Source organism: Neochlamydia sp. TUME1 (assembly GCF_000813645.1).
Lineage (GTDB): Bacteria > Chlamydiota > Chlamydiia > Chlamydiales > Parachlamydiaceae > Neochlamydia.
The window spans coordinates 16,610-31,479 of the sequence record NZ_JRXI01000111.1; the positions used below are offsets into that span (position 1 = coordinate 16,610).

The following is a 14,870-nucleotide window of genomic DNA, read 5'->3' on the forward strand; positions in this document are numbered from 1 at the left end:
CCTTTCTCTTCTAAAGATATTTTATTCCTATTCCCCCGTTGGAGAAAGTATGATCAGCAGACTATCGTCTGTTTTCGCTACGTTTTTAGGATCCTTAATTTGCTGCTTTACAGCTTCCAATTTTTCCTCTATTTCTTTTAGCTGGGCTTTCAAATCATTAGCGTTTTCTTTCTCTGCAGGACTGCTTAACTTATGGTGAATTTCTATTGTCTGATGCTGTAAATCTCGCGCTTGTGTAACAACTTGATGCTGAGGATCTGTAATAAATTTAATATAATTATTTAGACGCTGGGCAATTTTTTCGTTATCGACAGAAGTGTCTATCACCTCATCTTTTGTAAATCTTTTCAAGTCCTCTGCTGTTGGCAAAGTAGGAGGATCTTTATCTAACCAGGGCTGCCCCTCTCTTTTTAGCTCTTCTAGGGATAAATCAAATTTCGAACTAAAGATAATGAGAGGGAGAATCAATTCTAGTTGTTTTTTTACCTCTGCTGCTCCCTCTTCAGAAGAAAGTCCTTCTAGATTTCCTGCATAAATATTATCTGCAAGGCCGTCACTAGCTAAGATAACGATATCATCGCGATTTACTTCTGCCGAAAAAGTTGAAATTTTCTCCAAATCACTTTTTTGCATTTCCCCTACTTGAAGGGCCCCTCCCGAATCTGCATGATCCATAGGATTTTGTTTAGTGATGGTGTTAAGCTGCTTAGCGGTGCCTTGAGCACGATTAACACTAACGGCTATTGTGTCCCCAATAGCCCCTCCATTGACTAGATAAACATCACTACGATCAGCAATATCCGCAAAAGTTGCAAATACAGCTGTAGCTGCCTTTGCATAAGTGTTATCATCTACCTTGACAGATTTTGAGGCGTTTACAAAAACTTCTTTTGTTAGCTCTTCTAATACAGTTGGCTCAAGGTTTTTATTAAGGCTGCCCTTTCTTATGAATGTTTCCATGCTTTTTGTGAAGGCTTGAGCTGCTTTCATTACATATTCCCCTGAGGAGGAGCCATCACAAACTATCCCATAATTTTTTCCATTCACCTGCCCTGCTGCGCCTCTGTCCATGTTTCTAAAAATTTGTTCAGTTGGGGAGCCTTTAATCTTATATTCATTAGCAGGAACTGTACTCTCATGATATATCACCCGTGACTTACCTGCGGATACTTTTAGCCCTTGCGAGCCGTTATCATCATTTGTTCCTATTTTTTTAAAATAAATATCTTGGGTGTATTCTTGATCTTTTGCACTCAGGCTATTAAAAAAATTTTCATACGCTTGCTCAGCTTTTACGGTTACAGAAAATCCAAAAGTTTTACTAAAAAGGTGTTGAATCTGTCTTAGAATTCCTCCTTTTTTGATTTCTTGACGATGCTCATCGACCGCTGTCTTTAAATCAGCTAAAATTTTTGGATGCTTGTCTTTATCTTCGGTACGGATAGAAAGATTAGTTCGATTAAGAACTTCCCTAAGTTTTTCATGATTAGTTGCTTGCTTTGAAAAGGCTGTTTGGAATATTGCCGTGTTAATAGAGCTTCTTTGATCCGTAGCTTTGGGTGGTACTTCTATATTTTTTTGCCGTTGGCTAGTTTTTACTATAACTTGAGAATGGGCAAGAGAAGGGCCGGGAATTGCTTTAAGGTTAGAAGAGGAGCTTTTCTGAACCTCTTGTTGATTATAAAGACGATTGGTTTGCCAATTATTATGGGTAGGGGGTCTTTCTTTGTTGAAGATATTCATATTCTCCTCCTAAATGCTAACTTAACCACCTTGTAAACAAACTTTTTTAATAACTATGCAATAATCATGCCATTCCTTAATAATTCTATTAACCAGGAAGAAGCTTAACTATAAGAGCCTGGTAAAAAGCTTCTGATATCATTTTTTTATTTTTTAAAGGAAGTTTACTGGCATATTTTTGTCGGATTATTTAGGATGAATTTTATAACTAATACTTGCGAGGTTTGCTGTGCTTGAAATAGCTGATATTGAAAGATTTCTTGGAGCTGAAGCTGATTCTTTACTCCACTACCAATGTAAAAAAGTTTCCAAAGAAGCGCTTCATTTGCCCGGGCCAGAGTGGTTAAGTAAAATTCATGGTGTTAGCGATCGTCCCGTACGTGTACTTGCCAGCCTTCAAACGCTCTTTAATCATGGGCGCTTGGGAGGAACAGGATATCTTTCTATCCTTCCTGTTGATCAGGGTATCGAACATTCAGCAGGTGCTACTTTTGCTCCTAACCCTATCTATTTTGATCCGCAAAATATTATGAAATTAGCTTTAGAAAGTGGCTGTAATGCGGTAGCTTCAACCTTAGAAACATTAGGACTTGTCGCACGAAAATATGCACATCGCCTTCCTTTTATAGCAAAAATCAATCATAATGAGCTTCTTAGCTATCCTAACCGTTATGACCAAATTCTTTTTGGAAATGTTAAGCAAGCTTGGAATATGGGAGCAATGGCCGTAGGTGCCACCATTTATTTTGGTGCAACAGAAAGTAATCGTCAGATTAAGGAAATTAGTGAGGCTTTTTCACAGGCGCATGAATTAGGCATGGCTACCATTCTTTGGTGTTATTTACGTAACCCAGCTTTTAAAGTCGATGGCATAGATTACCATGAGAGTGCTGACCTCACAGGCCAGGCCAATCATCTGGGAGCAACCATTGGAGCAGACATTGTAAAACAAAAATTACCTCTTAATAATGGGGGCTATAAAGCTTTAAATAAAGATAAGAAAGGCAGTTACGGCAAATATGCTGAAGCTATGTACACAGACCTTTGTACTGATCACCCTATCGATCTTTGCCGTTATCAAGTATTAAATGGCTATAGTGGCCGTGTGGGGCTTATCAATTCAGGAGGAGCTTCTTTAGGGCAAAAAAACTTGGAAGAAGCAGTTCGTACAGCTGTGATTAACAAAAGAGCTGGAGGGATGGGCCTAATCAGTGGACGTAAAACTTTTCAATGCCCTCTTGAAGAAGGCGTAAAAATCTTCCATGCCATACAAGATGTATATCTAAACAAAGCTATTACTATTGCCTAGCAAAGAGTTTAAAAGAGATCAGGAAAAATTTAAGTTATCGAAAAGGTTAAAAGATAAAAAGATATTCAACAGTTTGCACCCTCATAAATTTTAAGGAGATAGGCACTAAAAAGGATTAGGAAAGGATCTAATAAAGCCGAATTTGCGCTGCGAAAAATTTTTTAGCGATTTGGCTTTCAATGAACACTGCTTATTAATGGAGAGTCTATTGTTTTTTATGCATTGACTTCTCCAACATATTCTGATAGGCAAGTAGATTAGTATTGCCTAATTTGATCATCAATTTCAGCTTTTCTATCTGCTCTTTAAGTAAATCTGCATGATCAATAAAGAGCTTTTAAGAGGCCAAAAAAGCCTTTATTATATAGTCTAATGCGTTAAAAAATTTATGCCCACCCTTTTGATCTCCTTACTCATCTCCTCTTTACTTTGAAATCTAGTTTTTTTAAATCGATGATGCGCAAAAAGCTAGCCAAAAGCTTAAAAGGCCGCATTTTTCTAGATAGCTTAAGAGTTAGATTTTTATCGAGCTTTATGGACACTCGATGCTTAAAGTTCATTAGCAAGAAGAGCTATAGCCTAATAAAAATTATTAGTAGATTACCTTCAAAGAGTAAAAGAATTTAGAGTTAAAATATAAAATTTAAAGCCTATTCAGGCAGTTTTTCAATTTATTTTATTTACTTTTATAATTACTAAGCTTTTATAAATAAAGAGCTTAAACATTTAATCTTGCACAATTGAGCTGTAAAATGCAAAATGCAGTCTTATAGATAGAAGGGAGAAGATATGAAGCTTGCGCAGATAGCATGGATAGCTTTTTTCTTGATGGGTGTAGCATGGAGTGAAGTGAATGTCAGCGATGCATCAAAAATGAATTTCCTGGCCGAGCCTCAAAAACTTATCCTTCCTTATGGATTACCTGAAATTCCTTGGCCTAAAGATAACCCTTATCATGCAAAAAAAGCAGAGTTAGGACGGCTTTTATATTTTGATACTAGGCTCTCATCAGATGGAACTGTTTCTTGTGCAAGCTGTCATGCGCCCTCTGAAGGTTTTTCAGACCGCAGACCTGTATCAATAGGAATTAAAGGACGGTACGGTAGCCGCCACTCGATGACTATTATCAATTCAGCCTATCAACCTTTACTATTTTGGGACGGTAGAGCTAAAACTCTTGAAGAACAAAGTAAAGGGCCTATTGCCAATCCTAAAGAGATGACTTTAGCCGATAACCCTCATGAGGCCCATTGGCAATGCCAAGAACGTGTAAAAAACATTGCAGGCTATCGCCTTCTCTTTAAAGAAGTATTTAACAATGAAGAGTGTACAATAGATGATATTGCCAAAGCCCTCTCTACATTTGAACGCACCCTCTTATCTGGGAATTCGCCTTATGATCGCTACATTAAAGGTGACCAATCAGCCATGAATGCTGAGCAAGTGAATGGTTATCAAGTGTTTTTATCAAAAGGATGTATTGATTGTCATCATGGAGTTAATTTTAGCAGCGGAGATTTTGCTAACATTGGGATAGGGATGGCTTCTTCTAAGCCAGACTTAGGACGCTATGAAATAACAAAAAGAGATAAAGATTGGGGAGCTTTTAAAGTACCTATCCTCAGAGAAATAGTTAGGAATCATCCTTATATGCACGATGGAAGCCTTAAGACTCTAGAGGAAGTGATTGAGTATTATGATAAAGGAGGCACGCCTAATCCTAACCTGCACCCTTTGATGAAGCCCTTGCATCTTAAAGAAGAAGAAAAAAAAGCTCTCCTTAGTTTCTTAAAAGCCCTCGATGGTGAAGGTTGGCAGCACATTCAATCGCCTTCGACTTTTCCTCAATAGTAATGTTTCTATGGGTCTGCTGTAAGAGGCTCAAATAGGTAAAAATAATAGAGAAATTTAGTTGATTTATTCGGTCATCTAATAATAAAAAATGATTAAAAAGGTTATAAGCATGAGCAAGTTAAAAGTTGTAATTGTGGGAGGAGGATTTGGTGGCCTTAATGCTGCTAAAGCTTTAAAAAAAGCAGCAGTAGACGTCTTACTACTTGATAAAACTAATCATCACCTTTTCCAACCACTTTTATACCAAGTGGCCAGTGCTGCACTATCGCCATCTAATATTGCTTCACCTATTCGTACCATCTTCTCTAAACAAGAGAACGTAACAGTCCTTTTAGCCAACATTACCGCCATAGATAAAGAAAAAAGGTAGTAATAGCAGAGAATGGGGAAACTTACAATTATGACTATTTAATCCTTGCTCCAGGCTCTCAGCACACCTATTTTGGACATGCAGAGTGGGAAGCATTTGCCCCTGGCTTAAAAACTTTGCAGGACGCCATAAGAATTAGAGAACGTATTCTTCTAAGTTTTGAAAGAGCCGAACGATGTACCAAACCTAAGGAAACCGTAAAATTTTTACAATTCGTAATTGTGGGTGCAGGTCCTACAGGGGTAGAAATGGCAGGAGCCATTGCTGAAATTGCTCATACCTCTTTAATCCATAATTTTCGTCATATTAACCCTGAGCAGGCACGTATTTATTTGATTGAAGGCTCTGAACAAATACTATCTAGCTTCCCTAAAGATTTAGCCGAAAAAGCAGCTAGAGATTTAAGAAAGCTGGGAGTAGAAATAATTTTAAAAACCAGGGTAACAGAAATAACTTCTGAAGGAGTAAGAATAGGAGATAAGTTTATTGACAGTCGCAATGTCATTTGGGCGGCTGGTAACCAAACTTCTCCTTTATTAGATACATTAGAAGTCATGCAAGATCATTCCGGACGAATACATGTCAATAATGATTTATCTGTCCCTGGTTATCCAGAGATATTTGTAATTGGCGATGCTGCTCTTCTCTTAGATGCGGCAGGTCTTCCCTTGCCGGGTATAGCTCCTGTTGCTATTCAACAAAGCCATTACGTGGCTAGGCTAATAAGAAAGAATACTTGTGGCAAACAAAGAAAACCTTTCAGATATTTTGACAAAGGAATGATGGCAACCATTGGAAAAGCAAAAGCCGTAGCTGTAGTAGGAAAATTAAAAATCTCGGGCTTTATTGCCTGGCTAGCATGGTGCTTTATCCATATCCATTTCCTTATCAGCTTCGCCAATCGAGTAGTGGTCATGCTCAACTGGTTTTATCTATATTGCCGTAATCAGCGTTGCATACGGCTTATTACTCGTCCCCTAACTGATAAAGATGAACCGATCCGTTGATAATAACTTCTAATTTTTTTAGTTCTCCAACTGATACTATCCTAGTCAATAGGTACGCATTTATCTTAAAAATAATAATGGCCGTAGGCCCTCACTTAAGACTTTAAGCCACAAAAAAGGCTATCCTAACCAATTATTATAACAGTGCTTGATAGGTATTTATGCATATTAGGCACCTACTTTCTAGAAATACTTACCTAATAAGGAGATTGGGTAAAAAAGCTTTTTAGAAGCTGGGACGCTTTCTCTCTTCTGATTAAAAGCATGGTGAAGAAAAGAAAGTTAGAACTAAAAAAAAGACATCATATGCGAATGTCAGCTTGCTTTAGAAACTAGCAGACCCATTATTTAGGCAAAAAAGGTATAGGCTAAACTTCGTGAGTCGAACTTGTTAAAAGAAAATTAAATAATAAAACCTTCGATTATCAAATAAAAACTTAGGCAATTTTGGTGGAAGAAGAGATAGTTTTATATATAAAAGCTTTTAAGATGATGCATAGCATCCTCCATAAAAGCATCTAAATGGTTAAATTGCGAAGTTAACATTTGTTGGCGATAGCTTAATAGCTGTGGATTGGCTTTGTACAGAAAACTTAGTAATTGTTTCATCTTATTAATCTTATTGCGAACGGGAGTTGTTAAAGGTATTTCCGATAAGTAAGTTTTGAGATAAGTATCTAAAGAATCCCATGGGGGTATAAAAGCCTTCCCTGAAAAATAAGCACGTATGTGATGAAAGATAAAGGGGTTAATCACGCTTCCCCGCCCCACCATGAGGGCATCACATTGTGTTGTTCTCAACATACGCACAGCATCTTCTACACATAAAATATCTCCATTGCCCACCACAGGGATTTTCAAAATAGACTTAGCTTCAGCGATCAAATCCCAGCGCGCAGGAGGTCCATATCCCTCTACTTTAGTGCGGGGATGTAGAGTAATAAAACACGCTCCACTTTCTTGTGCGGCAAGTAAATTTTCTTTAAAAAGAGAAGTGTCTTCATATCCTGAACGCATTTTAACCGTCACAGGAACCTTTACAGCTTTTACCAACGCCCTTGCCACTTCATAAAGATGCCCAGGTTCTTTTAAGAGACTCGAACCTGCACCTCTGCCTGTCACTTTGTTAGAAGGGCACCCACAGTTTAAATCTATGCGAGGTGCTCCCCTGCGAGCTATCTCTAAAGCCATTTCTGCCATTAAGTTAGGTTCCGATCCCATCAATTGAGCTGCTAAAGGAATAGGAGAAATTTCATGAGAGTCATAAACTTTAGCTAAGCTGGAGACATGAGCATTGCTCGGCACCCGAATAAATTCGGTAACACCCTCATCGAATCCCCCTATGGTCGCCATTGCTTTACGAAAGCAGCGGTCTCCTACTCCTTCCATGGGAGCAAGAAAAAGATAAGGACACCCAAAAGCGTCTTTTGAGAGTAAATGCATGATGGTTGATGCCTTTAGCTTACTTAATTGCCAAGTCTATATTTTTTAGATATTAAAAATTAAGCGTTAGGCTTATTTATCTATAGCTAGTAAGAATTTTTCTTATATTTAATAATTTTTCTAGGCAGCAAACGAGTGACTGTAACCTATTTTCAAGGAACAAGGCCAAAGGCAATAAAAAAGATCAGCGTAATCTCAGGCAAATAAACCTGCTACCTATAATTAAAAGTAGGGATTAAAAGTGCACGTTTGGTAGTAAAATTTCTAGAGAATTTACAAGAAAGACGCCTAGCTATGAAAAGCAGGTAAGATTTATTCCTACTAACAAGTAAATTTTATGAATATTTCTACTTAATTAAACCCAGGCTTAAAGACCTAATAAAAAAAATTTAAGAATAAAAAGAGGCTTTGATTGCTGAAGAGCGGTATAATGCCGCTCTTCTATTCATCAATTATTTTTCTTCTTCATCCTCTTCAATATCTTCTAGTTCATCCTCATCTAATTCCTCAAAGTCTACTTCTCCGAATAAAGAATTAAATAAATTGATATAAGCCAAAAATTTTACATTGCTAGCAAGATCTTTTTTCTCTGGATTACTCTTACGTTTAACGATTTCTTCCTGAATCACTTTAATGACTTCTAGGATAACATCATCCTCATCTCCTTCAGCTTCTTCAGTGATTATCTCCTGCTTGAGTTCTTCTAAATCAGCTGAAAATTGGTCTAAATCCAACAAATTTAAAGATTCTATATCTGTAATCATAATTTTTAATCCTTTTGGGTTAAGGGGTAGAATAACATTATGGCAGTATCGGCTTCATCTACGCAAGCAAGATTTTCATCTTAAAAGAAATTCCTTCTCCTAGTAATATAGGTTCCTTACAAATATTTTTGGAGACACATCATGTCGCATCCTCAGCACTCTAACAAAGTAGTTTTTAAAGGTGCCAATTTCCTACCCCTTTTTATTGCTTGCACAGTGGGTGCATGCATAGGGTTCGCTCCCTCGCCGGTGGGTGTTGAGCCCAAGGCGTGGCAGCTGTTAGCCATTTTTTCTGCTCTGATTGTGGGATTAATAGGAAAAGCACTGCCTATGGGAGCCATTTCTTTTTTAGCTCTAACTACTCTTATTGTCACTCAGACTCTTACGTTGAAGGAAGCTTTAAGCGGTTTTTCCCATCCTATCATTTGGCTGGTTGTTGCTGCCTTCCTTATCTCCAAAAGTTTTATTAAAACAAAACTGGGAATGCGTTTAGCCTATCTATTGGTGGCTTTTTTAGGAAAAAAAACTTTAGGGTTAGGATATGGGGTAGCTTTTACCGAACTTATCTTGGCTCCTGCTATTCCTAGTAATACAGCACGGGCTGGAGGCATTATTTTTCCTATCGTCAGAGCGTTAGCTGTTAGCTTCGGAAGCTCGCCTGAGCGCCATTCTCAACGCCTCATAGGAAGCTATCTTACCCTTACGGCCTACTACTGCAATTTAATCACTAGCACCATGTTTATTACAGCCATGGCAGCAAATCCTCTTATCGTAGCAGTACTGCTTAATCATAATATCCCCATTACCTGGGGCCAATGGGCCTTAGCCGCCAGCCTTCCTGGAGTACTAAGTTTAATCAGCGTTCCCTATCTTGTGCATAAATTATATCCTCCAGAAATTAAAGAAACTCCTGAAGCTAAAGATTTAGCTATCAAAAATCTTCAGCAAATGGGTCCTATGTCAAAATATGAATGGATCACTTTGGTGGTATTTTTCTTGTTAATTGTTTTATGGATTTGTGGAGAATCCTATCTTAGCATAGATAGTACGACAGTGGCCTTCTTAGGAGTATGCATTTTACTTTTAACAGGTGTGCTTACTTGGGAAGATATTAAGAGAGAACAAGAAGCTTGGGATACGCTGATTTGGTTTTCTACGCTAGTGATGATAGCCACCTATTTAAATAATTTTGGATTAATTGGTTGGATGAGTAGCCACCTACGCGCTATGATGGCAAATACTTCCTGGTACTTGGCATGGCCCATGTTGGTGCTTTCCTATTTTTATAGTCATTATCTTTTTGCTAGCAATACCGCTCACGTTAGCTCTATGTATGCGGCTTTTCTAACTGTCGGCCTACATCTACACATTCCCCCTTATCTTATAGCTCTTTCACTTGCCTTTTCTAGCAGCTTGTTCGCCTGCCTTACTCATTATGGAACCGGATCAGCACCTATTTTATTTGGATCTGAATATGTAAATCTTAAAACTTGGTGGAAAATGGGATTTATAATGAGTTTTATCTTTTTAACTATCTGGATAGGCATAGGGTCTTTGTGGTGGAAAATTCTTCATCTGTGGTAGGCACACTTACATTCTCATCTTGCTTTGCTTCCTCCTTATGATGTTAAGGCGGGAAGCATAGTGATTGCTAATTGCAAGAAAAGGTATGCTTAAAAACGTTTGACACGCACATGGCAATAAGGCTCTTTACCCACTTTATCATAGTAATCTTGATGATATTCTTCTGCAGGATAAAAAAAGCTTGCTGGCAAAAGACGGGTAGCTACTTTAATCCCCTTCTTTTCCAATTTTATCACCAAATTTTCGGCTATCTTCTTTTGAGCCTCCGAGAGATAAAAGATTGCCGAACGATATTGTTCACCCCTATCAGGTCCCTGGCGATTGTGCTGTGAGGGATCGTGGATCTCAAAAAATAATTTAGCCAATGTTTCATAAGTCACAATTTCAGGGTCAAATATAATTTCCACGCTTTCTGCATGGCCACTCATTCCCGTACAGACCTCTTGATAGGTTGGATGCACTGTTGAGCCTCCTATATAACCTACGGTAGTACTAACTACTCCTTCAACTTTTTTAAATAGATGCTCAACACTCCAGAAACAACCGGCAGCAAAAACAGCTCTGGCATAGCCCTCTTGAGTAAATGCAGGGTTAAATGTTAGCGATGTTGAATTTACACAGTGCCGCTGATTCTTTCTTGTCAGCCTTTCTCCAATAAAAAGATGTCCTAGATGCCCGCTGCAGCGCCGACAAAGAATTTCTGTACGCTCCCCATCTGCATCAAGCTTGCGCTCCACAGCACCCTTAATTTCATCCTCAAAACTAGGCCATCCGCATTGAGAAGGAAATTTATCAGAGGACATATATAAAGGAGCGTCACAATGACGGCATAGATAAATACCTCCTTCAGCAAAGTGGTAGTATTTACCCGTTCCAGGTTTTTCAGTCCCTTTTTTTAAAATGATAGATTCCTCGTAAGAATCTAAGGCATGATATCTTTCCATATAAACCTTTCATGTTATTCTTTCCTCTTTTTCCTAAGAGCAAGCGATCATTATAATATTTAAGAGCAAAAGCCTCAAGCCATCATCCATTTAAGTTTACAATCATTCTACCATTAAATTGTTAGACCCAGTTACATGCTTGTGCTTTTATTTGAAATGCTTACTACATTTTTCACTCGTCTAGCTTTTTCCTTAAACACTTAAATCGTGAAGTGGGGCACTTTACAATTAAGAAAGCTGGATTAATAAAGGACATTTAAAGCAAAAAAAAACAGCATAAATGAAAGTTTTCTATCTACTAGCAAGACAAAAACTACCCAAGTGTTTTACCAATGCTAACGCTATTCCCCGTTAGGCGATCTTACGTCTATTAATTTTTTCACACTCATATTGATATTAATTATTTTAATAGCCTATAATAAAGTAATCAGGAGGAAAAAGTATGGGTGCTCCTATCAATAATAATTTTCGAGATCTTTATGAAGATGCTCATCTCATGGTTAGTAATAATCCTCTTGTCTCTACTCCCAAGCCTTTTGATATAAATGCTACCGAGCGAGCAGAAAAAGCCAAAAAAGATTTTAAAAAAAATCGAGAAGGCAAAAAAGATAAAGATGAAAAAGATAGTGAGGAAGAGGAAAATAAGCCGTTACCACGTCCTATGGGCCTTTAAGACGCTAGGCATAATTTATTAAAAACTCCTAACCCTTTATCTGTCGGTTTATTTTTTTACCTGATTCTTAAGGCTATCCCTATATTTAAGGGCCTTACAATTTTTAATTTAAGACGCGTTATCCCTTCATTTTTGACAGCCCCAGTAAAGATTGAAACAAATTAAATTGTAACGGCAAAAAAGTTTTTGCATATTAAGAATGCTGTGTACAAACACCACCATTTATCTTAAAGATTTAAGGATTGAATACCTAGGGGTTAAGGAATTTTGCTAAAGCTCCGTTTATTCTATATATCTACTTTACTCTCTAAAATTGATGAATTTTCAAAGATTTAAAGTCTTATAAACTCTTTTTATCTTTGACATACTTTTAATAAACGAGCCCTTCGTGTTGTACGTCTTTCTAGGATAATAAACATTTTAACTAGCCTTTAGGCTTAAAGGCTAGTTAGCTCTCATGCTCTTAGCATAAAGAATAGAAATAGCTAAAGGTACTATCTTATAAAAACTCATTTCTTCAGAGCTTAAGCATGAGAGCTTTATAAGCACAAAATTAATGGAGCATCATTTCTAAAAGCTTCTTTTATTTTCTCTGCTTCGTAGAAGCCTTTGGGACGGATCCTAGTTAATCCTTTCCCCCCTACTTTGTTAAATAATTGAATTGACTCGTTGATAGCCTTAAAAGCTTGATGGGAAAGACCTTTTTCCAAATAAAGCCTAGCAAGGTAGTATTTGGACTTTGCACCAATCATAAGATCGGTTTTGGATAGTTGCGAAGCCTTTTCAAAATAGTCTTGAGCTTTTCCAAGATCTCCAAAAGGACAGTCTTTATCTAAGTATAACTCTCCTAACATCAGGCAAATTTCTCCCGATCTTACATATTGCTGCATCATCTGGATGGCTCCTTGAAAAGGCACGCCATTTTCAATTCCTCCTATTTCAAGTCTCTCGCGTGCTTTATTATAATATTCCTGTTTTTTTTCTTTATCCGCTTCTTGCTGCGCTAACTTTAAGTAGACTCTGCTCAATTGAATATTACAATATCTTTCATTAAACAGATCACGTTGCCCTGCAGGCATGCAAGGATTTTGTTTAAAGAGATTAAGATATAATTTTTCTGCTTGTAACAAATCCTCCTTATCCCCCTCTAAGAGGGCCCAACCTTTGCCTTGACGTTGGAAAACTATAAAGTCAAAAGGATTGGGATTGTCATACTCATCGCGTCTGGCTGTTATTACTTCCTGGACATCAATAGCTTTTTGAAAATATTTTTTTGCTTGATCTAGCCCTTGCGTATGAAAATAGACTTTTCCTAAGTAGTGAAGAGCCTGAGCACATAGAGCTGGAAGTTCTTTGTGTGCTTTTAAATTATCACAGATTTGCTCAGCTGTTGTGCGATCTATTTGAAGTCCCACAAGCTTCAAACTTTTCTTAAAAGCTTGGCGAGCTTCGAAAAAATTATTGGATTGTAAATAATAATTACCTAAAACATTATAAAGATGCACGAAATAAGGTTTTAACTCTTCTTGCAACTCATATTTTTCTGCATGTCTTAAAAGAGTTTTTAGCTGATTTTCAATAGCTTTTGTTTTATTTAATCCATCAGCAAAACGCATATCCAATTTAAAATTGTTTTTAAGAAAAACAAGCAGCTCTTTTAACGTTTGTGAAGGCTTTACTCCTTTTTTTTCCGCTTTTTCAATTAGCAACTCTTGCAAAGAGGAATGGACCTCCCACCCATCTTCTCCATCCATAGCAATCAAAGCATAACTTTCTAGTAAATCTAATATGTGATTAAATAAACTAGTGTTACCTACATGCTTATCAAACCACAGCTGCAAAATAGATCGATCTATAAAGTAAGGGTTTAAAAAGGGTATAATAGAAAGAAGGGCTTTGCTTTCGCTTTGTTTTTGTTCGCATTCTTCTACACTCAAAGAGTGGACAGCCTTTATAATCCGGGTAGCATCATCGATAGAACGTAAAGAAACTTTCTCGGATACCCCTGCAACCTCTTTTAACCTTTTAACATAGGATTCTATTGAGGCATCAAAGCTATTATCTTGTGGCGCATCTTTTAAATAGATAGCTGCTTGCTTAATAGCTAAAGGTAAGTAAAAAAGTTCACTCGCTAATTGGCGCTTTGAATTATTTGCTTTCTTAAGAGCCCAATGATCATCACCGAGATTAAGATTAAAGATGTCGAGAGCTTCTTGCATATTAATCGTATTGCTTTGCATATCAAAAGGTACGGCCCCCTCTAACTTTTCTTTTGCAACAAGTAAAATTTCTCCTTTTTTATTATTTGGAAAAAACTTTTGCAACTTTTCGTAACTTTTGGCATCAACATTGTCAACTATAAAAAGCCAATGAGGCCTTTTTGCAAGTTTTTTATTAACTTTTTTGATAATAATTTCTTCTTGAGCTGCAAGCGGGACATGAACTCCTAAATCCTCTGCAAGTTTTCTGTACGCACGTAAAAATGTGTCTTCGTCTCTCATGTCAGCAAAGAAAACAGTTCTTATTCTATCAGGTTGTTCTTTCATTTTCTTTTCATAATGTATTGCATATCGTTTAGCTAAAGTTGTTCTGCCCGACCCAGCCATGCCTACAATTGCTACCTTTTGTATGTTAGATTCTGGCTCTTTAAAAAGCTCTTCTAGCTTGTCCAGATTTTTTGTTTGAATCCAGTTTCCCTGCTGAGATAAAATTTCGTCCGAAAGTCCAACATGCACAGTTTCTTCTTTAAATGCTTTTTTTACATAGTCGGTAATTAGAGGACGCAAGACATATAATACTAAAACACTAAAGGAAGTCCCTATAAATAGCTGTTGCTTTTCAAAAGGGGTCATATTTTTAAAACGTTTCTGCTTTTGACTAAAATATTCTTGCACACTTTTAATTCTCTCTTCCTTCCCGCCATTTTCTTTTATTTCTGTATGTAATCTTCTTTGCCCTTTGAAAACCCTTAAAGCACTTGGCTGTAATTTATCCTTGAACTTTGGGTTGCAAAGATATTTTCCTTTAGTCCAATAAGATCGCCGACCTTGATTCTCCGATATTGCTGAGAAGGTTACGTAATTTATTTTATGCCCCCTAAGCAGGTAGGTAGAATAATGACTTTTATAAAGATTATGAAAGGCAGTGGATATAGATATAGATCTGGAACAGAAGAGAGT

General features: G+C 37.2%; 9 protein-coding genes and 1 pseudogene. 5 read left to right on the forward strand and 5 right to left on the reverse strand.

Annotated elements, in window-relative coordinates; genetic code table 11:
• Nucleotides 1-27: 27 nt before the first annotated feature.
• Nucleotides 28-1,743 (reverse strand): hypothetical protein, encoded by a 1,716-nt coding sequence (locus DB41_RS04890; protein WP_039384964.1) that lies wholly within the window; start codon nt 1,741-1,743, stop codon nt 28-30.
• Nucleotides 1,744-1,972: 229 nt separating this feature from the next.
• Between DB41_RS04890 and DB41_RS04895 the strand changes: the two genes are divergently transcribed.
• The 3 genes and pseudogenes from DB41_RS04895 (at nt 1,973) to DB41_RS04905 (ending at nt 6,283) form a co-directional block, all read left to right on the forward strand.
• Nucleotides 1,973-3,052: a class I fructose-bisphosphate aldolase gene (locus DB41_RS04895; protein ID WP_080502414.1), complete on the forward strand. Its 1,080-nt coding sequence runs from the start codon at nt 1,973-1,975 to the stop codon at nt 3,050-3,052.
• A 789-nt stretch (nt 3,053-3,841) separates the two neighbouring features.
• A complete protein-coding gene (locus tag DB41_RS04900) occupies nt 3,842-4,903 on the forward strand; it encodes a cytochrome-c peroxidase (protein WP_052243919.1) in 1,062 nt (353 codons plus the stop codon).
• A gap of 112 nt (nt 4,904-5,015) precedes the next feature.
• Nucleotides 5,016-6,283, forward strand: a pseudogene (locus tag DB41_RS04905) (NAD(P)/FAD-dependent oxidoreductase).
• Nucleotides 6,284-6,751: 468 nt separating this feature from the next.
• Here the strand turns inward: DB41_RS04905 and DB41_RS04910 are convergent.
• Both DB41_RS04910 and DB41_RS04915 read right to left on the reverse strand, forming a co-directional pair.
• Nucleotides 6,752-7,726, reverse strand: coding sequence for a tRNA-dihydrouridine synthase (locus DB41_RS04910; RefSeq protein ID WP_039384966.1), 975 nt, complete (start codon nt 7,724-7,726; stop codon nt 6,752-6,754).
• Between the two features lie 452 nt (nt 7,727-8,178).
• Entirely contained in the window at nt 8,179-8,490 is a 312-nt protein-coding gene (locus DB41_RS04915; RefSeq protein ID WP_039384970.1) for a hypothetical protein, read from the reverse strand.
• 141 nt (nt 8,491-8,631) lie between these two features.
• Between DB41_RS04915 and DB41_RS04920 the strand changes: the two genes are divergently transcribed.
• The gene (locus DB41_RS04920; protein WP_039384971.1) at nt 8,632-10,074 is read left to right on the forward strand and encodes an anion permease; all 1,443 of its coding nucleotides are present in this window, start codon (nt 8,632-8,634) and stop codon (nt 10,072-10,074) included.
• Nucleotides 10,075-10,163: 89 nt separating this feature from the next.
• Here DB41_RS04920 and DB41_RS04925 read toward each other — a convergent pair whose 3' ends face one another.
• Nucleotides 10,164-11,018 (reverse strand): bifunctional methionine sulfoxide reductase B/A protein, encoded by an 855-nt coding sequence (locus tag DB41_RS04925; protein ID WP_039384972.1) that lies wholly within the window; start codon nt 11,016-11,018, stop codon nt 10,164-10,166.
• A gap of 442 nt (nt 11,019-11,460) precedes the next feature.
• Here DB41_RS04925 and DB41_RS04930 point away from each other — a divergent pair, with 442 nt between their 5' ends.
• Nucleotides 11,461-11,691, forward strand: a complete 231-nt coding sequence (locus DB41_RS04930; RefSeq protein ID WP_039384975.1) for a hypothetical protein — start codon at nt 11,461-11,463, stop codon at nt 11,689-11,691.
• Between the two features lie 539 nt (nt 11,692-12,230).
• On the opposite strand, the gene DB41_RS04935 is transcribed toward DB41_RS04930, so the two are convergent.
• Nucleotides 12,231-14,585 (reverse strand): NB-ARC domain-containing protein, encoded by a 2,355-nt coding sequence (locus tag DB41_RS04935; protein ID WP_162180918.1) that lies wholly within the window; start codon nt 14,583-14,585, stop codon nt 12,231-12,233.
• Between the last annotated feature and the right edge of the window lie 285 nt (nt 14,586-14,870).